The sequence below is a fragment of the Chloroflexota bacterium genome (genome assembly GCA_014360905.1).
In the GTDB taxonomy this organism is placed as follows: domain Bacteria; phylum Chloroflexota; class Anaerolineae; order UBA2200; family UBA2200; genus JACIWX01.
In genome coordinates this window covers 71,451-95,862 of the sequence record JACIWW010000005.1, presented here as the reverse complement: position 1 = coordinate 95,862, position 24,412 = coordinate 71,451, and the positions used below count along the sequence as shown (strand labels likewise).

Annotated in this window: 28 protein-coding genes; 15 read left to right on the top strand and 13 right to left on the bottom strand. The window is 54.7% G+C overall.

Annotated features, from left to right (window positions below):
- Position 1: 1 nt before the first annotated feature.
- The 6 genes from H5T67_03795 to H5T67_03770 all read right to left on the bottom strand — a co-directional run bounded on the left by H5T67_03795 (position 2) and on the right by H5T67_03770 (position 5,051).
- Positions 2-355, bottom strand: a complete 354-nt coding sequence (locus H5T67_03795; protein MBC7244442.1) for a hypothetical protein — start codon at positions 353-355, stop codon at positions 2-4.
- A complete protein-coding gene (locus H5T67_03790; GenBank protein MBC7244441.1) occupies positions 356-1,768 on the bottom strand; it encodes a F0F1 ATP synthase subunit beta in 1,413 nt (470 codons plus the stop codon).
- A gap of 153 nt (positions 1,769-1,921) precedes the next feature.
- Complete coding sequence (gene gnd, locus H5T67_03785; GenBank protein ID MBC7244440.1) at positions 1,922-2,830, bottom strand: decarboxylating 6-phosphogluconate dehydrogenase; 909 nt, start codon at positions 2,828-2,830, stop codon at positions 1,922-1,924.
- Positions 2,821-3,570: an HAD family phosphatase gene (locus H5T67_03780; GenBank protein MBC7244439.1), complete on the bottom strand. Its 750-nt coding sequence runs from the start codon at positions 3,568-3,570 to the stop codon at positions 2,821-2,823. Before H5T67_03780 ends, gnd begins: the two co-directional genes overlap by 10 nt.
- A gap of 62 nt (positions 3,571-3,632) precedes the next feature.
- Entirely contained in the window at positions 3,633-4,022 is a 390-nt protein-coding gene (locus H5T67_03775; GenBank protein MBC7244438.1) for a DUF1294 domain-containing protein, read from the bottom strand.
- 15 nt (positions 4,023-4,037) lie between these two features.
- A complete protein-coding gene (locus H5T67_03770) occupies positions 4,038-5,051 on the bottom strand; it encodes an ADP-ribosylglycohydrolase family protein (protein ID MBC7244437.1) in 1,014 nt (337 codons plus the stop codon).
- Positions 5,052-5,280: 229 nt separating this feature from the next.
- Here H5T67_03770 and H5T67_03765 point away from each other — a divergent pair, with 229 nt between their 5' ends.
- The 3 genes from H5T67_03765 to H5T67_03755 all read left to right on the top strand — a co-directional run bounded on the left by H5T67_03765 (position 5,281) and on the right by H5T67_03755 (position 7,886).
- A complete protein-coding gene (locus H5T67_03765) occupies positions 5,281-6,432 on the top strand; it encodes a hypothetical protein (protein ID MBC7244436.1) in 1,152 nt (383 codons plus the stop codon).
- A 203-nt stretch (positions 6,433-6,635) separates the two neighbouring features.
- Positions 6,636-7,439, top strand: coding sequence for an amino acid ABC transporter substrate-binding protein (locus H5T67_03760; protein ID MBC7244435.1), 804 nt, complete (start codon positions 6,636-6,638; stop codon positions 7,437-7,439).
- Between the two features lie 180 nt (positions 7,440-7,619).
- Positions 7,620-7,886 (top strand): hypothetical protein, encoded by a 267-nt coding sequence (locus H5T67_03755; protein ID MBC7244434.1) that lies wholly within the window; start codon positions 7,620-7,622, stop codon positions 7,884-7,886.
- An 84-nt stretch (positions 7,887-7,970) separates the two neighbouring features.
- Here H5T67_03755 and H5T67_03750 read toward each other — a convergent pair whose 3' ends face one another.
- The 7 genes from H5T67_03750 to H5T67_03720 form a co-directional block, all read right to left on the bottom strand.
- A complete protein-coding gene (locus H5T67_03750) occupies positions 7,971-8,459 on the bottom strand; it encodes an adenosine-specific kinase (GenBank protein ID MBC7244433.1) in 489 nt (162 codons plus the stop codon).
- A gap of 277 nt (positions 8,460-8,736) precedes the next feature.
- Positions 8,737-9,525 carry a response regulator gene (locus H5T67_03745; protein MBC7244432.1) on the bottom strand — a complete coding sequence of 263 codons (789 nt, stop codon included), beginning with the start codon at positions 9,523-9,525 and terminating at the stop codon, positions 8,737-8,739.
- Positions 9,526-9,573: 48 nt separating this feature from the next.
- Positions 9,574-10,461, bottom strand: coding sequence for a methylenetetrahydrofolate reductase (locus H5T67_03740; protein MBC7244431.1), 888 nt, complete (start codon positions 10,459-10,461; stop codon positions 9,574-9,576).
- The gene (locus H5T67_03735; protein MBC7244430.1) at positions 10,454-11,137 is read right to left on the bottom strand and encodes a methylenetetrahydrofolate reductase C-terminal domain-containing protein; all 684 of its coding nucleotides are present in this window, start codon (positions 11,135-11,137) and stop codon (positions 10,454-10,456) included. Before H5T67_03735 ends, H5T67_03740 begins: the two co-directional genes overlap by 8 nt.
- On the bottom strand, positions 11,134-13,209 hold the full coding sequence (locus tag H5T67_03730) for an FAD-dependent oxidoreductase (GenBank protein MBC7244429.1): 2,076 nt from the start codon (positions 13,207-13,209) through the stop codon (positions 11,134-11,136). The genes H5T67_03735 and H5T67_03730 overlap by 4 nt, the downstream gene beginning before the upstream one ends.
- A gap of 212 nt (positions 13,210-13,421) precedes the next feature.
- Positions 13,422-14,075: a response regulator transcription factor gene (locus H5T67_03725; GenBank protein MBC7244428.1), complete on the bottom strand. Its 654-nt coding sequence runs from the start codon at positions 14,073-14,075 to the stop codon at positions 13,422-13,424.
- Positions 14,044-15,705 carry a GAF domain-containing protein gene (locus H5T67_03720; protein ID MBC7244427.1) on the bottom strand — a complete coding sequence of 554 codons (1,662 nt, stop codon included), beginning with the start codon at positions 15,703-15,705 and terminating at the stop codon, positions 14,044-14,046. The genes H5T67_03725 and H5T67_03720 overlap by 32 nt, the downstream gene beginning before the upstream one ends.
- A 450-nt stretch (positions 15,706-16,155) precedes the next feature.
- Between H5T67_03720 and trmD the strand changes: the two genes are divergently transcribed.
- From trmD to H5T67_03660, 12 genes are all read left to right on the top strand, one after another.
- Complete coding sequence (gene trmD, locus H5T67_03715) at positions 16,156-16,950, top strand: tRNA (guanosine(37)-N1)-methyltransferase TrmD (protein ID MBC7244426.1); 795 nt, start codon at positions 16,156-16,158, stop codon at positions 16,948-16,950.
- A 34-nt stretch (positions 16,951-16,984) separates the two neighbouring features.
- Positions 16,985-17,830, top strand: a complete 846-nt coding sequence (locus H5T67_03710; GenBank protein ID MBC7244425.1) for a fumarate hydratase — start codon at positions 16,985-16,987, stop codon at positions 17,828-17,830.
- A 49-nt stretch (positions 17,831-17,879) separates the two neighbouring features.
- Positions 17,880-18,536: a hypothetical protein gene (locus H5T67_03705; protein ID MBC7244424.1), complete on the top strand. Its 657-nt coding sequence runs from the start codon at positions 17,880-17,882 to the stop codon at positions 18,534-18,536.
- 10 nt (positions 18,537-18,546) lie between these two features.
- Positions 18,547-19,089 carry a Fe-S-containing hydro-lyase gene (locus tag H5T67_03700; protein ID MBC7244423.1) on the top strand — a complete coding sequence of 181 codons (543 nt, stop codon included), beginning with the start codon at positions 18,547-18,549 and terminating at the stop codon, positions 19,087-19,089.
- An 83-nt stretch (positions 19,090-19,172) separates the two neighbouring features.
- Complete coding sequence (locus H5T67_03695; protein ID MBC7244422.1) at positions 19,173-19,817, top strand: CBS domain-containing protein; 645 nt, start codon at positions 19,173-19,175, stop codon at positions 19,815-19,817.
- Between the two features lie 173 nt (positions 19,818-19,990).
- Positions 19,991-20,302: a 50S ribosomal protein L21 gene (gene rplU, locus H5T67_03690; GenBank protein ID MBC7244421.1), complete on the top strand. Its 312-nt coding sequence runs from the start codon at positions 19,991-19,993 to the stop codon at positions 20,300-20,302.
- Positions 20,303-20,349: 47 nt separating this feature from the next.
- Positions 20,350-20,610 (top strand): 50S ribosomal protein L27, encoded by a 261-nt coding sequence (gene rpmA / locus H5T67_03685; protein ID MBC7244420.1) that lies wholly within the window; start codon positions 20,350-20,352, stop codon positions 20,608-20,610.
- 7 nt (positions 20,611-20,617) lie between these two features.
- Positions 20,618-21,109, top strand: coding sequence for a 50S ribosomal protein L31 (rpmE, locus tag H5T67_03680; protein MBC7244419.1), 492 nt, complete (start codon positions 20,618-20,620; stop codon positions 21,107-21,109).
- Positions 21,110-21,184: 75 nt separating this feature from the next.
- Positions 21,185-21,787 (top strand): thymidine kinase, encoded by a 603-nt coding sequence (locus H5T67_03675; GenBank protein MBC7244418.1) that lies wholly within the window; start codon positions 21,185-21,187, stop codon positions 21,785-21,787.
- Positions 21,784-22,659, top strand: a complete 876-nt coding sequence (locus tag H5T67_03670; protein ID MBC7244417.1) for a DUF1385 domain-containing protein — start codon at positions 21,784-21,786, stop codon at positions 22,657-22,659. The genes H5T67_03675 and H5T67_03670 overlap by 4 nt, the downstream gene beginning before the upstream one ends.
- A 44-nt stretch (positions 22,660-22,703) precedes the next feature.
- Entirely contained in the window at positions 22,704-24,056 is a 1,353-nt protein-coding gene (locus H5T67_03665; GenBank protein ID MBC7244416.1) for an NADP-dependent malic enzyme, read from the top strand.
- A 164-nt stretch (positions 24,057-24,220) separates the two neighbouring features.
- Positions 24,221-24,409 carry a MoaD/ThiS family protein gene (locus H5T67_03660; GenBank protein MBC7244415.1) on the top strand — a complete coding sequence of 63 codons (189 nt, stop codon included), beginning with the start codon at positions 24,221-24,223 and terminating at the stop codon, positions 24,407-24,409.
- Positions 24,410-24,412 lie beyond the last annotated feature (3 nt).

Sequence of the window (24,412 nt, the reverse complement as noted above, 5' to 3'; positions counted from 1 at the left end):
GCTATCGTTGGCTACTCTGCGGGCTGTGGAGCAAGGTTTCCACCAGCCTCCCTCGTTGCTTCTCTTCGCCAGGCTCCGATGGAACAGTTACAGCATTTGCCAGCCCTGTGGTGTAGATAGACACCTGCCCAGGTGCAATGTGCAATATTCCAGCGCGAATGGACACGGCGTGTTCCCCAGTATTATCGGCATACCGAACTGGTGCCGTCAAGGTCTCCGCTAGCAAAGGAGCATGACCTGGCCAGATGCCGATCTCGCCCCCGTCAGCTAGGCGCACTTGTATCCAATATACACCAAAAGCGTCTAGCACGGTTTCTTCAGGCGTCCATATCACAAGATGCCAAGGCGTAAACATCTATCTCACCTGTTTCTCGTCCATGAGGCGCCTGGCCTTGCCTACCGCCTCATCAATAGTCCCGACCATGTAAAAAGCCTGCTCGGGCAAATCATCGTAGCGTCCTTCGAGAATTTCGCGGAAGCCACGCAAAGTTTGTGGCAATGGCACGAAACGTCCGGGCAAGCCTGTAAAGGATTCCGCTACAAAAAAGGGTTGGGTCAGGAAGCGTTGTATTTTCCGTGCCCGGTTAACTGCCAGACGATCATCCTCCCCCAGTTCCTCAATGCCCAGGATGGCGATGACGTCTCGTAGCTCTTCATAGCGGGCGAGAAGAGCCCGCACTTCCTGGGCTATGGCGTAATGTTCCTCACCAACCACAATCGGAGTTAGCAGCTTGCTGTAAGACTGCAGTGGATCAATAGCTGGATAAAAGCCCTGGCTTACTTGCCGCCTGGACAGCACGGTACTAGCATCAAGATGAGCAAAGGTGGCTGCCACGGCTGGATCGGTCAGATCGTCGGCAGGAACGTAGATAGCCTGCACAGAGGTGATGCTGCCCCGGCTGGTTGTGGTGATGCGCTCCTGCAGTTCTCCCATTTCGCTGATCAGGGTGGGCTGGTAGCCCACTGCGCTGGGCAGACGCCCTAGGAGAGCGGACACTTCAGCGCCAGCCTGTATGTAGCGGAAAGTATTGTCAATGAACAGCAGCACCTGGCGGCGTTCCTGCTCACGGAAGTACTCCGCCATAGTCAAGGCTGTTAAGGGAGCACGGAGGCGCGCTCCTGGCGGCTCATTCATGGAGCCAAAGACCAGGATGGTGCTGTCCAATACGCCGCTGCGTTTGATCTCCAGCCACAGTTCGTTTCCCTCGCGATTGCGCTCGCCAACGCCCGCAAACATGGCGATGCCCTTGTGCTCGCGGATGGTGTGTCGAATCAACTCGATGATGAGCATGGTCTTGCCCACACCCGCGCCACCGAACAGTCCAATCTTGCCTCCGCGTGGATAGGGCGTCAGCAGATCAATGGCTTTGATGCCGGTTAGAAACATCTCGGTGGCCAACTGTTGTTGCTGCAAAGCAGGGGCATCAGCATGAATCGAGCGCACCTCAGCATCCACCACTGGCGGCCCGCCATCTATGACCTGTCCAAGGACGTTGAACATGCGTCCCATCGTAACTGGCCCCACCGGAACCTTAATTGGGCTTCCGGTGTCCACTACCCGCAAGCCGCGTCGCAATCCCGAGGTGTTGCTCATGGCAATGCCGCGCACGGTGAATGGGTTGATATGCTCTTGTACTTCGATGATGAGCGGAGAACCATCATCTCGTATGACCTGCAGAGCATTCAAGATGGATGGCAAGTCACCCGAGGGAAACTCGGCATCTATGACTACGCCAGCAACCCGTGCGACAAATCCTATGCGCTCCAAATCAGCCTCCCCAATACTCGGCCAACCACCGAGTGCCTCTGTGAACCAATCCGATTGGCAAACAGTATTATATTATAACAGATATAGCAGAAAAAACAAATTGAGCAGGCCGTTCGCATCACTCCTCACCTATCACTCCTCACTTATCACGCATTACGCTTCACGTCTCACCTCATGCCCGCCGAACCATTTCCGCATCACAGCCAATAACTTGGCAGCGTAGCTTTCCTCCTGCCGGCTGGCCAGGCGCATCAACAATGACAGGGTCAGAATTGGGGCAGGCACATCCAGGTCAATGGCCTCGGCGACCGTCCAACGTCCCTCGCCCGAATCTGCCACCCAGCCTTTAACGCCACTCAGGCTTTGGTCTTCCTGTAGAGCAGCAGCGGTGAGGTCGAGCAGCCAAGAGCGGATCACGCTGCCATAGCGCCAGATTTGGGCGATTTGATGCAAATCAAGAGGGAACTCTTTCTTGCTATGGAGGATCTCAAATCCCTCTGCGTAGGACTGCATCAAGCCATACTCGATGCCATTGTGCACCATCTTCACGAAATGCCCAGCCCCATTTGGCCCCACATGCCCCCAGCCCTTGTCGGGAGCAGGGGCCAAGGCTTGGAAGATGGGGACGAGTTGCTGCACAATGATCTCCTCGCCACCAATCATCAGGCAGTAGCCTTCGGTCAGCCCCCAAATGCCGCCGCTAGTTCCTACATCCACGAAATGCAAGCCATGTTCGCGCACATGAGCGCTGCGGCGGAGGGTGTCTTTGTAGTTTGCATTCCCGCCATCAATGATTACATCGCCCTTGTCCAGCAGCGGGATGAGTGCTTCGATCGCGCTCTCTGTGGCTTCGCCGGCCGGCAACATGCACCACACGATACGGGGCGGACGCAGCTTGTCCACTACATCAGCGAGGGAGCGAGCCCCCTTCACGCCCTCCTGGACTAGGTCCTGTACCTTTTGTGGGTCGCTGTCATAGCCCACCACGCGGTGCCCAGCACGTAGCAGACGCCGCGCCATGTTCCCGCCCATCCTGCCCAACCCGATCATGCCTAGTTCCATGTTTTCTTCCCCTCCGCAATTATTTGCTGCACAACTGCCCTGAGCGCAGTCGGCTCATCTACAATCCAGCGCTCATCCAGCACGTGCGCGTCGTGAAGCGCCTGGCTTGTCAGAGAAGTAGGCACAGCAATGCACCACATCCCCGCGGCCAGTGCCGCTTGCACTCCCGACAAGGAATCCTCGATGACCAGACAGGCTGCTGGGGCAATACCCAGAGCCTGGGCAACGCGCCGGTAGATTTCCGGATCGGGCTTGCCTTCCTTCACCTCATCCTGCGTTACGATGGCATCGAATGCCTCTGCCAAATCCAGTGCCTGTAGCACGCGGAGTGTCTCATGACGGTAGGACATGGTGGCCAGAGCCGTCTTGTACCCATCCCGGCGCACCTCGTGCAGCAGCGCAACATTGTGCGGCAATTGTGCGCGGCGCAACGCCGCCACGTCATCCAACAACCGATTATAATAGCGCAACTGCAACCGCGAATAGGCCTGCCACGGAGAAGCAACCCCGAACTCCGCCATGCGCGCCCGCGCCGCTTCCTCCAGACCGAAGCGTTGCACCAGTGCCATCGCTGTCTCCGGTGCTGGGACGCCGATCAATTCCGTGCAAGCCTGCCACAATTCTGCTTCATTCAGGCTATTGGGAGATAACTCATGCGCAGCCTGTATGTAAGCCCTGTTTTTCATCGGTTCAGTTTGTACCAGTGTGCCATCGAGGTCGAAGATGAATGCTTTAATCATTTGCGATGAACCAGTCTGTTGTGAAATCTTTGGCCAACAAGGGATGTATGTGGATTCTGTCCTCACTTGGCGGCAAAGAAGTGATATTTATTCAGCATGATGTGAATGGCGGCTCCCAGGGATAGGAAGAACCATATGCTGGGGTGCTTGCGGAAGTTAGTTTTGTGGCTGAAGAAGATCATGCCCAGCCAACCTCCTGGGAAACCACCCAGCAAAGCGAGGAGATGCAGCAGACTCTCCGGCGCGCGGCTCAGGCTCTTCCCTTGGGGACGATGGTCGTTGACCTTCGAGATGCCCTTGTCCAAGCCATAGATGGCAAAGGTTGCTACACTGCAGGCAGTAACCCAGATATGATAAGAACTCCAAGCCGTGTAGCGAGCAAGAGCGATATAGCTTAGAGTCACTAATGCCAAGGAAAGCAAGCCAAAGAACTCGTACGATTGTTTCTTCATGTCATATACTGTAAGTTATGGATGCAACAAGCGGGTACTTGGGATACTGTTATCCCTGAGCTGGCAATTGGCACTGCCGGCCTCTTTGGCCAAGGCATCGGCCAAGGCAATAAAGTCATCTACTTGCCAGATGCGTCCGCTGCGCAGGGGCCATTCCGCGCGCAGGGCTTGCTGCCAGCGCAGAGGGATGGCATCCAGACCGTATGCAGCACCAGCCAATGCTCCCACCACCGAGCCAGCCGAATCGGCATCACCGCCCAGGTTCACCACCTGCACCAGCGCTTCCTCAAAGGTATCCGTGTTGAGCAAGCCCCACACCGCGCTCTCCAGCGTATGGCGCACCCACCCGCTGTTGGCGAGCTCCTCGCGCTTTCGGCTCGGAGCAGCCACGATGACTGCCCGTAGCGGCTCTGGCATCTCTACTGTCTCCAGGGCTTGAGCGATGGCGTCGGATGGCGCCATGCCGTGCAATAGATAGTAAATGGCGGCGTTGACAAAGGCGCTGCTTGCCACGCAGTCGGGATGTGGATGGGTGACCTGGCTCTGCAGACGGCTGTCTGCGAGCAGCGCTTCCAAGCCATGCTCTGGCTGGCTGACAGCGGCAGTGTCATTCCAATGCGCCAAAGCCACTGGCCAGCAGCGCATCACGGAACCATTGCCGGCTGATTCAGGCCAGCGCCGCTGCACTGCTTCTACTGCTTCTTCCCAGGATTCTCCCGCAGCGATGCGCGCTAGCACGGCATAGGTCTGATTGCCGATGTCGTCCGGCCCAGCGCGAAACCAAGCAGCAAAGCGCTGCGCGAGGTCTACAGGGTCCAAGGGACGGCGGGTAAGCAGGCTCTCCGCCAGTGCCAAAGCTATCTCTGTATCATCAGTAATCGTGCCAGCCGGCAGGCGCCCGGCGCGCATGTCACGCACCAGGCGATCAACGGGCTGGCGCCAGCTACCCTCCAGCGGCATGCCCAGCGCGTCACCGACCGCAGCGCCTATGGCACAACCACGGATGCGATTGCGCGTCATAGTGTCCATAATCGTTCCTGCAGCATAGTATAGCATAGGTGCAAAGGGGTGGGCAAATATAAGGGAGGCAATTTGCCAAATAGCCCCATACTTTGTTTTGACAAAAGTGGAAATAAAAGAATCCCGCTTGCCGGGATGGGACTGATTCCCCCTTCCCCCCTTAGTAAGGAGGGCTAGGGGGGATGATTGGACTAGATGTAGTATTGCCGGTTCCGCGCATTGACGCTACAATAGTGCCATGCATCGTCTCTCTTTCTTCCGTAACGCCTGGCTGTATCTGCGCAAGATCGCGCAACATCCCCTCTTTGTGCGCACGCTCCTGATATTGCCTCTGCTCTGGCTGGCGGGACGGGTGCCCCAGCCGGTGGTGCGCATCGGGCCACCGCAGAGGGTAGAGACGGTCAATCCCAAGATGGGTGTCCACACGCGCCTGACCGACGAAGTCGAGGAGTGGAAGATCAAGCGCACGCTGGAGATGGTGCGCGAGATGGGTGCCCCTTGGATCGTGGAGTATTTCCCCTGGGGTTACTACGAACGGGAGAAAGGACGCTACGATTGGTCACACCCCGACCTGGTGGTGAATCACGCCCTGGCGCAGGGCCTGGCGGTGCTGGCACGCATTGACTTTGTACCGGACTGGGCGCGTCCAGAACAGACTACCCCGCGTTATCTGCTCGAAGAGCATTTCGCCGATTATGCCGATTTCATCTATGCCTTTGTAGGGCATTTCTCCGGACGCATCCGCTACATCATTATCTGGAATGAACCTAACCTGAGTTTTGAGTGGGGCTATCGCCAGCCGGATCCCGCTGCCTATACGCGTTTGTTGCAGGCAGCCTACAGACGGGCTAAGGAGGCGGATCCAAATGTGATGGTGCTGGCGGCTGGCTTGGCACCGACGCTGGCTCCGCCGGGCAGTGAGTGGGGCATGGACGATTTGGAGTTCCTGCAGCGCATGTACGATGCTGGAGCGCGGGGCTACTTCGATGGAGTAGCCGTCCATGCTTATGGTTGGACTTTGCCCCCGGAAGACCCAGCCGCTCCCAACGTAATCAACTTTGCTCGCGCGGAGCTGATCCACGAGGTCATGGCGCGCAACGGCGATGGCGATTTGCCTTGTTTCATCACGGAGGCGGGTTGGAATGACCATCCGCGCTGGGCAAAGGCGGTGCCGCCAGGGTTGCGCATCGCATACACCCTACGCGCTTACGAGAAGGCGCAGGAGGAATGGCCCTGGTGCCAGATGGTCGCGATGTGGGCTTTTCGCTATCCGCGGCCGGCGCGCAACTTTCAGGATGGTTTCACCTTCGTTACCCCTGGGTTCACGCCCAAGCTTATCTATAGCGAGGTGCAGAATTATGCACGGACAGGACTCCCGGGCATAGAATGAATAGCAAGAAGCAGCAATATGCCGTAGCGATAGCGCGGACTGTGGTCCGCGCAAAGCATAAAGGGGGTAAGACACGAGCAACAGGGCGACGAACGGTCAGTTGATCGTGGCGCTTGACGTATTACTAAGCGAAAGCATGAAGGGCAAGATGCATGCAGTGGGAGAGGGCAGGTGGACAATGATGGGCTGAGCGGGGGAGAGGAATGAGGGTACAGGGCACTTGGTCGCGGTGGCTATGGCTTGTCCTGGCTTTGGGCTGCTGGGCGCTGGCTTTTCTCGAGATTCGCACCTGGTTTGGCGGGGGTACCGACCCCACCTGGGAGCAAATTCAAAAAAGTGGCGTGGTGCGCGTGGGCATGGACGCTACCTACCCGCCTTTTGAGGTGCAGGATGAGTTCGGGCGTTTCTACGGCTACGATGTGGATTTGGTGGAGGAGCTGGCACGGCGCTGGGGGGTGCGCGCCGAGTTTATCAATATCCACTTCGACGGCCTCTACGATGCGCTTCTGACCGGCAAATGCGACCTGTTGGTTTCCGCCTTGCCCTATGATGAAACGCTGACAGAGGATGTGCTCTACTCGCCTTCCTATTTCAATGCGGGTCTTTTGCTGGCGGTAAGAGAAGGAGAACGGCGCATCGCGAGTGTAAACAGCCTTGGAGACAAGCGCGTGGGCGTGTCCTTGGGGAGTGCAGGCCATCTCGAAGCGCGACGCATCCAAGAGCAGGCATGCATACCCTTGCAGATCGTGCCCTTCGCGTCCTCGTGGGAAGCATTACAAGCGTTGCGCGCGGGAGAAGTGAATGCAGCGATTGTGGACAGCGTCTCTGCCTATTGCTTTGTCCATGACCCCGGGGGTATACGGTACTTGAAAAAATTCTTGAGCGATGAGCAGTATGTCATCGCCATGCGACCGGACAGCGGCTACCTGTGGAAACGCATCGCCGATGAATTGGCGCATATGAAGAAAGAGGGCTTCCTCTTGACGCTGCAGGAGAAGTGGTTCTGAGCAGTGTTGCGCTCTTTGAGAGGCAGCCGATTCCCACTATAATCCTGATACAGAATTCTATGGGATAGGAGACGCAAATAGCAAACGTAGGTTATCTGGAAGGCACAGATCCCTTAGTACTTGCCTAGCTAGCAGTTAGAGGCATTGGCACTGTGCCTATTAGCAACGGATTCGACGGCCATGGTAAAGTACATTAACCATTTAGTCCCTGCTGATCACATTGCCGTGGTCATCGGGTATCTCCACAAACTCTTGCCCGTGCCGGAAAGGGTGATGAAGCCTAAGGATCTCCTATTCTCTTGCATGACCCATGACATCCCTGTGCTGCTGATCGTGCCCAAGTCTGATCATGAGGCAGCGCGGGATGTGCTTGGCGAAGCTAAGGGCTATGTGGAACTGGTAGATCTGGCAGAACTCTATCAGGCAGTGCTTGCAAAGGTATCCTAACGTTAGGCGCAGAAGACACAGAATACCCAGGCAAGACAAGCACCGGAATGGGCTTGTTTGTATTGCCTCACCAGTGGCTAGGCATTACTGCCCCAGTTTGTATCCAATCTTGCGCAGGAAACTGGTGCGCCAGGCGATGCCTTCCTCGTCCTCAATGCCCTTGGATTTCAGTCCATCTATCACACCGAGGATGCCACGGCCGGTCTCGGTCTCGGCGATGACCACCTCCACCGGGTTGGCGGTGGCGCAGTAAATGCGGCATACCTCGGGCACCATTTTGATTGCATTGAGCACATTGATGGGATAGGCGTTCTTAAGGAAGATGATGAACGCATGGCCAGCAGAAAGAGCGTAGGCGTTATTCTTTGCTAATTCGGTCATCTCGTCATCGGTGCCAATCCAGCGCACCAGACAAGCACCGGATGACTCACAGAAGGCCAGCCCGAACTTGATACCTGGTACGGCGCTGACCAGAGCTTCGTACAGATCTTCGACGGTCTTGATAAAGTGCGACTGACCTAGGATGAAGTTGACGTCATCGGGTTTTTCGATCTTGACAATTTTGATTTCCATAGCGCTCCTCCAGACTGAGATGGATTGGAAGATATTTCATTATACCTATGGAATGCGCATTTGGCCAAAAGGCGACTAGCACAGATTGTCACAGTGAATCCTGGACATGAGAGGCATCCAAGCGCCAAGACACTTGCTAGAAACAAAAACACTGCACGAGCACACCTAGGAAGCACACATTAATGTACACGTGCAGTGCGTTTCAGGCGCTGCAAGCGCTCACTACAAACCTATCCGTGGTGACGTGCTCACTACAAGCGCGAGGGCTTGGGCGTCATCATGCGGCGATAATGGGCTCGAAGTACTGGCCTTGGTATACGGTTCTGATCCCTGCCACGAGTTTGGAACTGGCGGCTCGCTTGGGGATGAAGCCATAGGCCCCGGCTTGTGCGGCAGCGAGTAGGTTTTCCTTGTCATCATACTGAGTCAGGATCAAAACCTTGGCCTTGGGGTACGCGCGGCAGATCTCCTTCGCGGCTTCCAGTCCGCCCATGGTCGGCATGACGATATCCATAACGATCACGTCCGGAAGGAGTTCCAGGGCTTTTTGCACGGCATCGCGTCCATCCACTGCTTCGCCAACCACTTCCATATCCCGTTGTAGCATCAGCACGGCACGAATGCCTTCCCTGACCACGGTGTGGTCATCCACCACCAAGACCTTGATCCTCTCCGGTGCCCGCTCGAGCAACCGTTGGATGCGCGGCACCAGCATGGCAGGCTCAATGGGCTTGGCTACATAATCATCCGCCTCTAGCTGCATTCCTTCATCTCTCCTCCAGCCCTCGAGGAGCCTCCTTTCAGGCCGGGCGTCAATGACCAGGAAAGGCAACTCCTTGGTGGTTGGGTTTTGCTTGAGCCACTGGTGGAAGGCGAAAGCATCTCCCCGTGGTGTGAGCGTACCAAGGATCAAGGCATCGAATTGTCCATGGCTGACGATTTCCTTGGCTTGTGCTTTGCTGCTAGCAGTGACCACACGATACCCCTTGGCCTCCAAGGTCCTGCGCAAGGATTCCAGGAATTCTGGTTCGTTGTCTACAACGAGGATGGTCTTTTGCAGCTCCATATCCATTTCCTCCTTCATACGAGCGTAGGTCGAGGACAGCCATTGAGTTCACAATCCAGCCGCCTCGATGATTTCCGGCACGACACTTTCTCTACCAACAGCCATGATGTGCACACCATGACATAGATTCTGTTCCTTGATGGCCTTGATTGTCCTTACAGCGATCTCAATGCCTTTCTGCAACCCTTTTCCTTTTTCAACACTGGCGAGTTCGTCAATAACGGATTGGGGCACAATTACTCCAGGAACATTCTCGTTCATGTATTGCGCCATTCTGACCGAAGCCATCAGGATGATGCCTGCCAGTATCTTGACATTGAATTGAGAGGCATACTGCATGAAGCGGCGCAGACTGTCCAATTCGTAGATACCCTGCGTTTGGAAAAACTGCGCCCCGGCGGCAACTTTCTTCTCAAACTTGATGAGTTGAGGCTCAATCCTATCCGCTGCTGGATGGACTGAAGCCCCGATACAAAACTGTGGCGCACCCTTGAGGTCGTTGCCTCCCATATCCTTGCCCGATTCCAGCGTCCGGATCAAGCGCAGCAATTGCACCGAATCCAGATCGAACACCGGCTTGGCTTCCTTATGATCTCCGACATCAATGGAATCGCCAGTGAGGCAGAGCACATTGCAGATGCCCCTAGAATAGGCAAAGAGTAAGTCTGCTTCCAGTGCCAGGCGGTTGCGGTCACGGCAAGTTACTTGAAGGATTGGTTCACCACCAAGCTCCTTCACCAGCAAACAGCCTCCCAAGGAGGGGAAACGCATGACCGAGCTTTGGTGATCAGTTACATTGAGCGCATCCACCTTGTCCTTGAGCAACTTGATATGGTGGACCATGTCGGAGCAATCCACTCCCTTCTGAGGGCCGACCTCTGCAGTAACGATAAACTTGCCTGAGTTCAATTTCTCCTCGAATAGCGATTTAGCCATGCTCTTCCCCCATATCTGCTTTGACGAGGTTCACAAGCCGCCTGGGTCTGGGGATGGTGCGAAAATTACGCGGCGGATAGTAGCGGCGCATTTTCTCCAGTTGCCCTAATCTCGCCAGTCGCTCGTAGATCAAGATCCAGGCACAGTCTATGTCCTTGTTAGCCTCGCATTTGCCGTTCTTGGTGCCAGCGCAAGGGCCGTTTAGTATGCCCTTGGTACAGCGCGTGATGGGGCAAATGCCCGCTGTCTCGGCCAATCGGCAATCGCCGCAAGCGGCGCAGCGTTCATCCCATACTCCTAGCTCGCTGACTGCGCCCATAAACGACGTGTTGACCCCAGGCAGGACTGGTGTATCTGGAAAATGTTCTGCCGCCACTTGCACGCCGATGCCGCAGCCGAGCGAGAGGATAGCATCTACCTCCCGGACACGGTCTGCGAGGAGGGCTATGAATTCGGGATCGCATTGGCGTTTGACTGTATATTCCGAAAACTGATGCATGTTGCTCCCTGCTCTAGCCTGTGCAAGGCGCAAGGCGCTGTGCAGCAAAGAGACCTCCCTCTCTCCGCCAGCGCCGCACACGGTCATGCAGGTACCACAACCGAGGATCAGCACTTTCTCGTACGGTGCGATCATGCGCTGAATTTCGTCCAGAGGCTTTTGTTCTGCAACGATCACGCTTTCACCTCCTGTGCCAGCACAGCGGCTAGATAGAGCTGGCCAATCTGTTCCGTAAATTGGTTCAAACACTGAACCGCATCTTCCTCTTTAGTACGCACGTTAAAAGCTTGAACGCGTTCTGGCTCCAGCCCAAGTTGTCTCAGTATTCTTCTCACCTTTTCCACCCGTTGCCTCACCCAGAAGCTGGTGTCTTCTCTGGCGCACTGCTCCCCGCATCCGGCGACAAATGCGCCCTCTGCGCCCATCTCAAAGGCACGCACGATGTGCTCAGGTTCCACAGTGGCCACGCAGAGCACAGGCACAATCGAGATATTGGCTTGTGCCTCTTTCCACAGGCCGGACAGAGTGCCTGTGCCAAACAACCCGTATTGGCAAGCAAACCCAACAATCAGAGGGCGGATGCCAGATTGCTTTGCCGTAGCGAAAACATGATGGAGTTCGTCGTCAATGTACCGTCGGTCACGTGGCTTGCGCAGCACAATAGCCTGGGCAGGACATTCCGCAACGCAAATGCCACACGCCTGGCATTGGTCGGCAGGTATTTGAATAGTGCCACTTTCGTCCAGATAAGGTACGTGATATGGACAAACGCGCAGGCAGTTGAGGCACGTGGCGCAATGATCCTGAAACAAAATCTCCGCGCCCATACCACAGCGCAGACATCTCCTTGCTTCATTCACTGCGCTTTGCCAGTCGTAAATGAGTTCTATGGGGCGAAAACCCTGCACTCGTTCCTTTGGTGCAAGACGCTCTGGCTCAAGTCGGTAGGCTTTGCGGATTGCCTCGATCGTTTTGGAGAGGAGATCCTTGGCAACGGTTGGCTTTTCCTTCTCCGGCAAGGGATATTTGTGCTGGAGGTATTCATCTATACGCTGTGCGGCTCTCCTGCCTGCAGCGAGAGCCTCGGTTACCGTTGCTGGCCCAGTCACAGCATCTCCTCCAGCGAAAACTCCAGGGCGGTTGGTCAGGAGGGTTACGGGGTCTACCTGGATCGTGCTGCCCTTTCCGATGCGCAGGTGAAAATCTTCAGGGACACGAGGCGCCTGGCCAATCGCGGTAATCAGAGTGTCGAATCCCATGTCGAATTCGCTACCAGGAATCGGGACCGGGCGAGGCCTACCTGAAGCGTCGGGTGCTCCCAGCTCAAAGCGGATGCAAGTTACGCGCAAACGCTTGTTCTCTCGAGTGATCTTGACCGGAGCCACTAAGAAGCAAATCTCCACTCCTTCTTCCAGGGCCTGCTCTATTTCTGCTGGGTCTGCCGGCATCTCGGCTCGGGTGCGACGGTACAGGATTTTGACCTCTCTCGCCCCTAAGCGCAAGGCAGTGCGTGCGGCATCAATAGCCACATTCCCTCCGCCTACGGCTGCAACACTATTTCCTACGGAGGGTTGGAATCCTAGATTGACCTCGCGCAAGAAAGTGGCCCCATCTATAACGCCAGGGCTTTCTTCTCCCTCAATGCCCAGTTTCAAGCCCTGATGCGCACCTATGGTGATAAAGACCGCCTTGTAACCCAGTTCGAAGAGTAAATCCAGGGAGACTACACGCGTGTTAGTGCGAATTTCCACTCCCATCTGAGTGAGCCTTTGCACCTCGATGTCGAGCACTTCGCGTGGCAAGCGGTATTGAGGAATGCCGACGCGCAACATGCCACCCAAGGCAGAATGCGCCTCAAAGATAGTAACGGGATAGCCCAGCTTACGCAGATAGTAAGCGGCAGCCAAGCCTGCTGGCCCGGAGCCAACCACGGCAACTTTCTCACTGTGTGTGGTTCTGGCTTCCTCTTGGATCATCCTGTCACCGCCGAATTCGATGGCGAACCTCTTCAGTGCTCGAATGGCAATGGGATAATCCACCTGGCCCCGGCGGCAAGCATCCTCACATGGATGGGTGCATACGTAAGCGCAGATGGCGGGGAAGGGGTTGCCAGAGCGGATCACTTGCAGCGCTTCCATGACCCGTCCCTGTGCGATTAGATCCACGTATTCGCCAATCTCCATATGCAGAGGACAGGCTGTTTGGCAAGGTGGCATGAGGCTGTCATCGAAGGAGGTCTCTCTGTTCATAGAAACAAGTCTTGCTGACATGTGTCACCCTTGACTCAATAGTCTTTCTTCTGATTTGCAAGTACATCATAGCGGATCCCTGGGCTTCTGAAAACAGGTTTTTCCCTGTTAGGTTAGGTGTGTTGTTTGGAAATTTCTCCCGGAAAGTCCCTATCTCCAAAAATAAAAAACCTGGCCGAGAGGCCAGGTTCGTGGAGGAAGAATTGGTATGGTCAGAAAGTCACGAGGCCTTTGCGGATGGCATATTTGATGAGATCGGCTTTGCGATGGATGTCCAGTTTGGCCATGAGACTGGTCTTGTATCCTTCGGCTGTCTTCGGGCTAATGTCGAGGATGTCGGCGATCTCCCGCACGGTATACCCTTCAGCAGTGAGCCTGAGCACCTCTTTTTCTCGATCCGTCAATTGCTGGTATGGTTCATCCCGTGCGCCCAGTGCCGCCCTTTGCTGATAGTCCTCGACCAGCGCTTTGGCGACCGAGGGCGATAGAAAGCATTCGCCACGGTAGACAGCGCGAATGCCCACAGCGAGTTCCGAAGAGGCAGCTACCTTGGTGATAAAGCCTCTTGCTCCTGCTTCAATCATGGAGAAAATCTGCTCCCTATCGTCATATTGAGTGAGCACCAGGACTTTGGTATTGGGGAACTCTTTTCGTATCCTCCGCGTGGCTTCCAGTCCATTGATAACTGGCATGGCGATGTCCATCAGCACCACATCTGGCGCCAGTTGTCTTACCTTTTTCACCGCTTCCTTGCCATCGGAAGCCTCACCAACTACCTCGATGTCACTGACTAGCGAAAGCAGAGAACAGATGCCATCGCGCACGATGGTATGGTCATCTACTACCAGCACCCTGATCTTCAGCATCCTTTCTGCTCCCCGTTAATGGAACCTCAGAGATGATAACTGTGCCTTTGCCAGGTTGTGATTGCACTGTGCAGGAGCCCCCGACTAGTGTAACCCTTTCTTTCATGCCAAACAGGCCAACACCCCGCCCAGTCTTGTCCACTTTGGTGATTTCCTGGACGTCAAATCCTTTCCCATCATCCTCGATGCGCAGTAGGCACTTTTCTCCATCGCACTCCAAGTCAATAAGGACGTTCTTGGCCTCAGAGTGTTTCATGATGTTGTTGATGGCTTCTTGACTAATGCGGAAGAGTGCCACCTCGACCTCCGAGGGCAACCGCTCGTGTCCACGGGTTCTCAGAGTAGTCCTGATGCCCTTGGGTTGAAGCCAGGTTTCTACATAACGCTGGATTGCAGGAGCGAGACCAAGAGAATCCAACAAGGTGGGGCGGAGGTCATTGATGAGCTTGGTTACTTCGATGCTGGTCTGGACTGCCAGTGAGTGCGCTTTTTGCAGCCTCTCTTCGATTCTTTCATCGTGGATGCCATTCATTTCTGCCAAGTCCATGGCTGCTTGGAGGTTCAATGCCAAGCCAGTGAGCATCTGGCTGGTGCCATCGTGCAGCTCTCGAGCGATTCTCTTTCGCTCCTCTTCTTGAGCGGTAAGGGCGTGTTGCAGTAGCTTCTGGTATCTCTCAGAAGCGTTTCTCAAACGTTCATATAGCCGTGCCTGTTCGATGGCCGTGCCAAGTTGGTAACCGATAGACTCCAGGAGGTACATATCCTCTTTGGCAAATTGGCCGGGCATGTGGCTGGCGATATTCATCACACCCACGACCTCGTTCTTTGCTTTTAACGGCACACTAATGAACCCTCGCAAGCCCTCAGCGCTAACCAGTTCAAGGCGTGCAGTGCGTGGGTCTTCGGAGATATCTTTGACCAGGATGGATTCCCCTGTTTTTGCCACGGTCCCTGCGATACCCTCGCCAATCTGAAGCTGCATCTCTTCGACGAATTTTGCTGATAAGCCTCGCTGCACTCGGTATTGCAAGGTCTGCGTCCTCTTGTCCACGAGGAGGATGCCGCCAATGGCGCCATGGATGATTTCAAGCACGGTATCCAGGGCAACGTTCAGGATTTCATCCAACTGGGACAATCCACTTACGGCACTGGAGATACGGTTTAGTGCTAGGAGTTGGTGGTGACGGGTTAGGACCTCGGATTCCAACTGTCTTTCTGCAGTGACGTCCCTTTTCACGCAGGCAGCAGCGGTGATCGCCCCTTCATGGTTTCTGATGGGATACATGGTGAGTTTAATGTATCTGTTGGCGTTCGCCTCGCCAGACGGACCTTGCAAAAATTGGATGATCGTAGCTGGATTGCCGCTTTCCATTACTCTTGTCAGGGGACAATCCCACAGGGGAGCATGACAGGGTTCATCTCTGCCTTCGAATACTTCATAGCAATGCAGGCCAATAGGGGAAGCAACAGTTGCTGGAAGCTTACGTAGCATCGCGCTATTGGCTAGGCGGACACGATATTCGCCATCAACCACAAGAAGCTCATCTTCAACGCTGCTGATGATTTCCTCCAGGCTCAGGGCAGAGCTTGAATAGTCGCTAGCTTGCATAAGATGCCCTTTTTCATCCATTTCTTTCCTCCGCTCGCTGATAGCTCAGACTGATAGCTCTGACCTCAAAGCTTGCTGGCAGGAAGCTGTAGCGCCGCAGCAATGGAGTCCATTAATGAGCATAATTGTCTTAGTATGTAGAGTACATAGGATGCAAAGCCAGCAAGACGATGCATGATCTTGTTAATATTATAGCATGGATAACACGCTAAGTCAACTTAGGATGGCGATGGTCAATGGGGGGTATGGTGCAATCTGGGATGAGTTGTTAAGTACCAGTCATCAACGAACTTACAGCGAACGTACTGCGTTGACATTCCTTTGTTCGTGCCCCCATTCGTTGATGGCGTCCTTCATGATATCACTCTCATATAGGCCCTGAGGGCTTAGGGTTTGAGCTGTGCCCAGCGGTGGTTGACGTTTTTCCGTCTCAGTGTTAAAATTCGTAAAGTCCAAACGCGGAAGGTGAGCATGCGTTTTGATATCCTGACCTTATTTCCAGCGCTTTTCACAGGTGTTTTTGAGGAGAGCATCCTCAAGAGAGCCATTACATCTGGCTTGGTGACGATTGCTTTGCATAATATTCGAGAGTATGCCCTGGACAAGCACCATGTCACCGATGATGAGCCCTACGGTGGTGGCGGGGGCATGGTGATGAAAGCAGAGCCTATTTTCCGTGCTGTTGAAGCAATCCTAGGTGATGCGATGCCAACGCGGGATAGGGAGGATCCCACGCAAATCATTTTGCTTAGCCCGGCAGGCCGCCTGTTTAACCAGGCGATTGCCTATGAGCTGGCGCAGCGCGAGCGTTTGGTGCTCATCTGCGGTCGCTATGAGGGCGTGGACGAACGGGTGCGGGAACATCTGGCTACAGACGAAATCTCGATTGGTGATTACGTGCTCAGCGGTGGGGAGATCCCGGCGATGGTGATTGTTGAGGCAGTTACTCGCCTTTTGCCAGGGGCATTGGGCGACCCACAGGCACCATTGAAGGACTCGCACGTCAGCGGCTTGCTGGAGCATCCGCACTACACTCGTCCGGCCATCTTTCGCGGCTGGGTAGTGCCAGAAGTGCTGTTATCGGGGAATCATACCGAAGTAGCCCGCTGGAGGAGGCAACAGTCATTGCTGCGTACGGCGCAGCGTCGTCCCGACTTGCTCGCCAAAGCGGAATTGACTGCCGAGGACTACGAGTTCTTGAGAGGGGCAATTGAGCAAGGGTTGATAGGAGACGTGTTGGGAGTGGGGAACAAAACCGAGTCCTAGGACATTCATAGAGTAAGGGTAAAAAGCATTGAGCATGCGCGAGATTGATTGTGGACAAATTGCAGAGACAGTGGCGAGTTTGTGTATCGAAGCATGTTACCATCTGCCCCAGGATGTGACACAAGCGGTGCAGAAGGCACTTAAGACAGAAAGGTCTCCAACAGGGCGCGAGTTCTTGCGTCAAATTCTCGAGAATGCGGAAATTGCCCGACGCGGCGAGTTCCCGCTATGTCAAGACACTGGCTACACCGTGGTCTTTCTGGAATTAGGGCAAGACGTGCACGTTGTTGGCGGAGATCTGAACCAATGTATAGCGGAAGGGGTGCGGCGCGGGTACCAACAGGGCTATCTGCGCAAATCAGTGGTGGAGCGACCCTATTCGCTGCGCGTGAACACGAAGGATAACACGCCTCCGATTATCCATACCAAAATCGTGCCTGGAGATCGGCTCCGTATTACGGTGATGCCCAAGGGTGGTGGCAGCGAGAACAAGAGCTATTTACAGATGATGGCGCCAGCCATGGGGCGGCAAGGGATCATTGACTTTGTGGTCAGAGTTGTGGATGAGTCTGGTGCGGATCCCTGCCCGCCAGTTATCGTTGGTGTAGGCATAGGCGGAACGGCAGATTACGCGCTTTTGCTGGCCAAGGAGGCTTTGCTGCGCGAAGTAGGCAAGCCTAGCGAGGATCCCGAAGACGCTGCTTTGGAAGCAGAAATTCTGCAACGGGTAAACTGCCTTGGCATTGGGCCGCAGGGTCTGGGGGGGAATATTACCGCTTTGGCAGTGCATGTCAACAGCCATCCTTGCCACATTGCCAGTTTGCCTGTTGCCGTGAATCTGCAATGTCATGCCGCGCGGCGTAGTGAGGCGGTGTTGTAATATGTGTAGGCAATCCACGCTCGTGGAATGGATTCAACGAGGTGCGCGAATGCACCGATGGCGTAAGGTCGCCTTCGCTTGGGCGATGATCCTCATGCTGGGCATACTTTTGCTCTTTACTGCTGCATGCGCTCCGATGCGCCAGCCCACGGCTACTCCATCTCTGACACCACCCCCAACGTCAACACCCGTTCCGCCCACTCCCACGTTAGTCCCTACGCCCACTCTTAGAGAGGCGTATTGGGGCGAAGTAGAGGGACTGGTGATGAGCGATGATGGGCAGTTGATCATTGGCGTGCAGTGGCTGTCCAAATCGCGGATTACTTACGTTGTCAAGGGAGGGGAGGTCGAAGAAGTGAGAAAGTTTCTTGGTGAGACTGCTCGAGTGACCGGGGAAATTGTTGAGCTCAGCCCCTGGATGAAGGAGATCACAGTGCGGGCTGTCAAGGCGTCCACTGAGCCCCGTCGTCTGTCCCTGCGCAGGGGATATATCCAAGAACTGGGGCCTTCGATCTACATGCAGGGCACCCATGTCTTGGTTGATCGCGAAGGCAAGCTCATTTGCCTGCTGAGCGCTAAGGAAAGCGGACTGGACCTGGATGCGTACATGAGGAGCAAAGTAGTAGTCATTGGGGTCATGAGCAAAACGGTGGAGGGCGATGCGCAGATTATGGAGGTAGAGGCGATTGAGCGAGCCAAGCCATAGCAAAAAGCCGCTGCAGATTGCTGCTCCTTTGACGGACGAAGTGATTGCGCAGCTGAAAGCGGGAGAGAGAGTCGCTATCAATGGCATGGTCTATGTGGCCCGCGATGCTGCACACAAGCGTCTGGTGGAAGCATTGCAGCAGGAGGAGCCACTGCCCTTTGACCTACGCGGCCAAATCGTGTATTATATGGGGCCATCACCAGCAAGGCCAGGCAAGCCGATTGGTTCAGCAGGGCCGACAACTAGTGGTCGGATGGACTCCTATACGCCTGCGTTGCTTGCAGCAGGCTTAAAGGGGATGATTGGCAAGGGCAAACGCTCCATGGAGGTGCGGGAGGCGCTGCGGCGATATAAGGCAGTCTATTTTGCCGTTCCAGGGGGTATAGCTGCCCTGCTGGCCAGCAAAGTGAAGAAGGCGGCACTCGTTGCTTATGAAGATTTGGGGCCAGAGGCCATCTTGCGCTTGGAGCTAGAGCAATTGCCAGCAATCGTAGCCAATGATGCCTATGGCGGAGATGCCTACGAAGAAGGGAAAGCAAAGTACAGGTGTTAAAGCCTGTGGAAAAAGATGAATGCTGTCGGCACTGAACTGACGGCAGAAACTAATTCAATATTGAATGCGAAGGAGGCGAGCAAATGTTAATCCGCGAGAGAATGACCCACAATCCAATTACGGTCAGGGAAGATACGTCGCTATATGATGCACTCAAGATCATGCGCGACAACAAGGTGCGGCGGTTACCGGTCCTGAACAAGGATGGCAAGCTTGTCGGTATTGTTTCAGAGAAAGACTTGCTCTATGCCTCGCCATCGCCGGCCACCTCGCTAAGCGTATGGGAAATCAATTACCTGACATCCAAGATCACGGTCCGCGAACTGATGACCAAAGAGGTTATCACCATCTGTGAGGACTGCCCTTTGGAAGAGGCAGCACGAATCATGGTAGACAACAAGATTGGTGGTCTGCCTGTGATGCGTGGGGATCAATTAGTCGGCATTATTACGGAGACGGATTTGTTCAAAGTTTTCCTCGAGTTGCTGGGAGCACGTGCGCAGGGCACTCGCTTCACCTTGCTGGTGCCTGAAAGAAAGGGAATGCTTGCTGCCATGGCACAGGAAGTGGCCAAAATGGGGGGCAACATCGTAGCACTGGGCACTTTCCTGGGAGAGGATCCCAGCAACCGCCTCATCACGATGAAAATTCAGGATGTGGACAAGGAAAAACTGTGGCCTGAGTTCGAGAAGCTGGGCATCCAACTCGTTGACGTGCGCGAGACGTAGGCTTGAGGCTGGTTGGGCAAGCGCTAGTTGGTTTTCACGTGAACTATCCCAGCAGGGGCGTTAGCGGTTTTTGACAAAATAGCCACTTCTGGCTATACTCCAGTTCCGCTACGCAGGTGCGAGCTTTTTTTGTGCCTGCGAGCGGGGTAAATGTTTCTCTTTGGAGGTATTTGGTGTACGCTGTTGTGGAAACAGGGGGCAAACAGTACAAAGTAGAAGTGGGGCAGACCGTTGAGGTGGAGAAGCTGCCGGTAGCACAAGGCCAAAGCGTAACTCTGGAGCGTGTGCTCCTCTTGGCGGACGGAGAAAAAGTTCAGGTTGGCCAGCCGACGGTAAAAGGCGCTTCCGTAACGGCTACAGTCTTGGGGCATGGTCTCAAGCGTAAGGCAGTTATCTTCCGCTTCCGTCCCAAGCAGCGCTATCGGGTCAAGAAAGGACACCGACAGTCATATACGCGCCTGCGCATTGAGGCGATCAATATCTAGTTAGCTTATGCAGAGCGGGATTCTGCGTTTCTTGAGGAGGTTTGGGCATGGCACACAAGAAGAGCGGCGGTAGCAACCGCAATAACCGTGATAGTGAATCGAAGCGCCTCGGTGTGAAGCGTTTCGATGGGGAGTTGGTGCGCAGCGGCACTATTATCGTGCGTCAGCGCGGAACCAGGTTCTACCCTGGGTTGAACGTGGATATGGGCAAAGACTATACGATCTTTGCCACTGTTGACGGCTATGTGAAATTCGAGGACATCACACGCAACAAAAAGCGTGTAAGTGTCTATCCAGAGAGGCAGTAGGGAAACAATGAAGAAAGATATTCATCCCAAATATTATCCGCAAGCCAAGGTTATCTGTGCCTGTGGCAATACGTGGACTACTGGATCTACACAGGAAGTGATCCACACCGAAATGTGTTCAGCCTGCCATCCCTTCTTTACCGGCGAGCAGCGCATCGTGGACACGGCTGGTCAGGTCGAGCGTTTCCAGCGGCGCAAAGAAGTGGCGGAGCGAATAGCTGAAGAAACTGCCCGCCGCCGCATGGAGAAGCGCGAGAAAGAGGAAAGCATCTTCGAATTCGTGACCGAGGAAGAGAAGAAGGCAGCGCCAGAAGAGGCTCTTCCCTTGGAACAGGCCGCTGTGGAGGCAAAACCCAAAGGCGGTGGCAAGGCGCGAGTCAGCAAGAGCAGGGCAGAGGCGCGTCCCAAAACGACGGGCCGTGGTAGGCCAACAAAGGACGACAAGAAGGCTCAAGCGGGAGGCAAAGCCAAATCCTCTGCAAACCCTGCATCCGAGTAGGCTCGCAGCTAGTTAGATGGAAGAGACAGAGTACCCACTCTGTCTCTTTTATCATATCGCAAAGCAAAGGAGAGAATGACTGCCGTGTCTCACCATCGTTATGAAGGGGGCTGGGTTGAGGTTATCTGTGGTTCCATGTTCTCCGGCAAGACAGAAGAATTGATCCGCCGGGTCAAGCGCGCCGTGATTGCCAAACAGAAGGTACAGGTGTTCAAGCCAAGTCTAGATACACGCTACGTGCATGAGAAGGTAACCTCGCATAGTGGTGCGCAGTTTCATGCCACGCCCGTCGCAGAGGCTGCTGATATCTTAAAACATCTCGATCCAGATACGGAAGTAGTGGCAATTGATGAGGCGCAGTTCTTCGATTGGGCTATTTCCGAGATAGCAAACGAGTTGGCCAATCGTGGCTTGCGCGTCATCGTAGCCGGGTTGGACATGGATTTCCGGGGCGAGCCATTTGGCCCCATGCCCGTCCTGATGGCTCAGGCCGAACAGGTGGATAAACTGCAAGCGATTTGTCAGCAGTGTGGAGCGCCAGCCAGCCGTACCCAACGCCTCATCAATGGCAAACCTGCTGCTTATGATGACCCGGTGATTCTGGTGGGAGCTGAAGAGGTCTATGAGGCACGCTGCCGGGTGTGTCACCAAGTAGCTCGTCCCAGGGCAGAAGCATGAAAGAATTTCACTACGGTGGTCAAGCCGTTATCGAGGGCGTGATGATCCGTGGTGCCAGCCACATGGCAGTGGCTGTGCGCAAGCCCTCTGGCGAGATCGTGGTGCATAGCGAACCATTGCCCCCTCGGCTCTACAACAGCCCCCTTATCAAGTTCCCTTTTGTGCGCGGACTGACCATGTTGTGGGACACTCTGGTTCTTGGCACACGCTCGCTCATGTTCTCCGCTGATGTGGCTCTGGCGGAAGAAAACGTGCAGTTCGGTGGCCCTATGATGTGGGGAACACTTTTGCTTTCCCTTGTCTTTGGCGTTGGACTTTTTGTCCTGCTGCCGATGTTGCTAGTTGGTTTGATCGATCGCTATATCACTGTGCCTCTGCTCAGCAACTTGGCCGAAGGATTGGTTCGGGTGCTGTTTTTCCTGGCTTACTTACTTGCCATCCGCAGTTTGCCCGATATCCGACGCGTTTTTGCCTACCATGGGGCAGAACACAAGACCGTCAATGCTTATGAAGCAGGCGTCCCGTTGACAGTTCAGGAAATCAAACCCTTTCCCATCGCCCATACACGCTGTGGCACGAGTTTTCTTTTGATTGTATTGGTCCTCTTCGTTCTCCTCTCAGCGCTGTTGGGCCGGCCACCCATGCTCTGGCGCGTGCTGTCACGGCTGGCTTTGGTGCCTATTGTCGTTGCTCTGGCTTATGAGTTCATCAAATTCACCGCTCGTTACCATGACCATGCTCTGGTGAGGTTTCTCATCGCTCCGGGGCTCTGGCTACAACAGCTCACAACTCAGGAACCGGATGACAGTATGCTGCAAGTGTCAATCGCTGCTTTGCAGCGTGTGCTGGCTGAAGACCATGCGGGCACCTGAAGGCTGCTTGTGCTAAGAAATGTCCTCTCTACTCTAGGAGAAAGATGTACAGCATAGAAGAATTGCTAGCAAAAGCGAAACAACCTGCCGCAGAGGCTATGCGACTGCACCCCCTCTATCAAGGCAAGATAGCAATCACCGCCAAGTGCCCGATTCGGGACTTGAATGATTTTGCCATCTGGTATACGCCAGGCGTAGCAGCTCCGTGTCAGGCCATCTCTGCCCAGCCTGAGCTTGTCTACGAATACACCAACAAAGCCAATGTGATTGCCATCGTCTCTGACTGCACCCGCGTGCTTGGATTGGGGGATATCGGCCCAGAGGCTGGCCTGCCGGTTATGGAAGGAAAGGCTTTGCTCTTCAAATATTTGGGTGGCGTGGATGCCGTGCCGCTTTGCTTGGACACTAAAGATCCAGATGAAATGATCCGTGCGATCAAGCTGATTCAACCTTCTTTTGGCGGCATCAATCTAGAAGACATTGCCCAACCCAAATGTTTCTACATCCTCGATGCGCTGCGTGCAGATCCAGAGATTCAGATTCCTGTCTGGCACGATGACCAGCAGGGGACGGCCACGGTATTGTTGGCTGGGCTGCTCAATGCCCTCAAGATCGTAGGCAAAGAGTTATCTGCAGTACGAATTGCCATGATTGGCTTTGGCGCCGCGAATGTTGCTACGTTGCGTCTGTTGAGAGCCAGTGGAGTGGATCTTGGGCAGGTCATTGTGGTGGATTCCCAAGGCATTCTGCATCGAGAACGCCGGGACATCGAAGAGAAACAAGACCAGTTCCCTGACAAGTGGGCTATCTGTCAGGAAAGCAATGCCGAAAACCGCCGTGGCGGCATAGCGGAGGCTTTGCGTGGTGCAGATGTATGCATTGCCCTTTCCAAGCCTGGGCCAGGTACGATCAAGCCCGAATGGGTGAAAGGCATGGCGAAGGATGCCATTCTTTTCCCTTGCGCTAACCCGATTCCAGAGATCTGGCCTTGGGAGGCGAAAGAAGCCGGAGCGCGCATCGTAGGAACAGGCCGTTCCGATTGGCCCAATCAGCTTAACAATTCGCTGGGTTTCCCGGGCATTTTCCGGGGCACGCTGGACGTGCGCGCCCGTACGATTACTGATGAAATGTGCCTGGCTGCAGCACAGGAATTGGCGCAGTGTGCTCAGGATAAGGGCATTCATGAGGAGTATATCATTCCCACCATGGAAGAGTGGGAGGTTTTTCCACGCGAGGCTGTCGCCGTAGCCTTGAAAGCCCAGGAGCAGGGCGTAGCCCGCCTGCAGGCTACCCGTGAAGAACTCTATGCCAGAGCCTCAGCAATGATCAAGGCGGCACGCGACCAGGTGCATTTGTTGATGAGGGAAGGCTTGATTGCGCCTCCCCCTAACGAGTGAGCCAGTAAGCGAAGGCGATAGATGAGCTGTGGAAACCCGGTTTCTGAAAGAAGCCGGGTTTTTGCTATATGGTGGCCAATAGATCGTTACCATATGCCTGACACAAGCATTTTGCTCTTGTCTGGGGCACGTTTTTGCAGTAGAATCGCAGATACTGGCCACATATGAAAATAATTTATCGCGATAAAGAGTGGGAATTAAAAGGGAATATCACCGTGCGCGATGCCATCAAGAAAATTGGGCTGCAGCCTGAGGCAGTATTGGCCCTGCGCAATGGCAGGCTGATTACGGATGATGTCATCGTCAAGCCGGATGACACGATTCACCTAATCGCTGTGGTATCCGGCGGATAGCGA

Coding starts and splice junctions, on each gene's coding strand:
- H5T67_03755 (MBC7244434.1), top strand. CDS start 7,620: ATGGTAAAGTACATTAACCATTTAGTCCCTGCTGATCACATTGCCGTG.
- rpmA (MBC7244420.1), top strand. CDS start 20,350: ATGGCACACAAGAAGAGCGGCGGTAGCAACCGCAATAACCGTGATAGT.
- H5T67_03695 (MBC7244422.1), top strand. CDS start 19,173: ATGTTAATCCGCGAGAGAATGACCCACAATCCAATTACGGTCAGGGAA.
- H5T67_03745 (MBC7244432.1), bottom strand. CDS start 9,525: ATGGAGCTGCAAAAGACCATCCTCGTTGTAGACAACGAACCAGAATTC.
- H5T67_03740 (MBC7244431.1), bottom strand. CDS start 10,461: ATGGCTAAATCGCTATTCGAGGAGAAATTGAACTCAGGCAAGTTTATC.
- H5T67_03705 (MBC7244424.1), top strand. CDS start 17,880: ATGCACCGATGGCGTAAGGTCGCCTTCGCTTGGGCGATGATCCTCATG.
- H5T67_03780 (MBC7244439.1), bottom strand. CDS start 3,570: ATGATTAAAGCATTCATCTTCGACCTCGATGGCACACTGGTACAAACT.
- H5T67_03720 (MBC7244427.1), bottom strand. CDS start 15,705: ATGGATGAAAAAGGGCATCTTATGCAAGCTAGCGACTATTCAAGCTCT.
- H5T67_03670 (MBC7244417.1), top strand. CDS start 21,784: ATGAAAGAATTTCACTACGGTGGTCAAGCCGTTATCGAGGGCGTGATG.
- H5T67_03750 (MBC7244433.1), bottom strand. CDS start 8,459: ATGGAAATCAAAATTGTCAAGATCGAAAAACCCGATGACGTCAACTTC.
- H5T67_03665 (MBC7244416.1), top strand. CDS start 22,704: ATGTACAGCATAGAAGAATTGCTAGCAAAAGCGAAACAACCTGCCGCA.
- H5T67_03725 (MBC7244428.1), bottom strand. CDS start 14,075: ATGCTGAAGATCAGGGTGCTGGTAGTAGATGACCATACCATCGTGCGC.
- H5T67_03760 (MBC7244435.1), top strand. CDS start 6,636: ATGAGGGTACAGGGCACTTGGTCGCGGTGGCTATGGCTTGTCCTGGCT.
- H5T67_03775 (MBC7244438.1), bottom strand. CDS start 4,022: ATGAAGAAACAATCGTACGAGTTCTTTGGCTTGCTTTCCTTGGCATTA.
- gnd (MBC7244440.1), bottom strand. CDS start 2,830: ATGGAACTAGGCATGATCGGGTTGGGCAGGATGGGCGGGAACATGGCG.
- trmD (MBC7244426.1), top strand. CDS start 16,156: ATGCGTTTTGATATCCTGACCTTATTTCCAGCGCTTTTCACAGGTGTT.
- H5T67_03770 (MBC7244437.1), bottom strand. CDS start 5,051: ATGGACACTATGACGCGCAATCGCATCCGTGGTTGTGCCATAGGCGCT.
- H5T67_03730 (MBC7244429.1), bottom strand. CDS start 13,209: ATGAACAGAGAGACCTCCTTCGATGACAGCCTCATGCCACCTTGCCAA.
- H5T67_03710 (MBC7244425.1), top strand. CDS start 16,985: ATGCGCGAGATTGATTGTGGACAAATTGCAGAGACAGTGGCGAGTTTG.
- H5T67_03795 (MBC7244442.1), bottom strand. CDS start 355: ATGTTTACGCCTTGGCATCTTGTGATATGGACGCCTGAAGAAACCGTG.
- H5T67_03675 (MBC7244418.1), top strand. CDS start 21,185: ATGACTGCCGTGTCTCACCATCGTTATGAAGGGGGCTGGGTTGAGGTT.
- H5T67_03765 (MBC7244436.1), top strand. CDS start 5,281: ATGCATCGTCTCTCTTTCTTCCGTAACGCCTGGCTGTATCTGCGCAAG.
- H5T67_03660 (MBC7244415.1), top strand. CDS start 24,221: ATGAAAATAATTTATCGCGATAAAGAGTGGGAATTAAAAGGGAATATC.
- rpmE (MBC7244419.1), top strand. CDS start 20,618: ATGAAGAAAGATATTCATCCCAAATATTATCCGCAAGCCAAGGTTATC.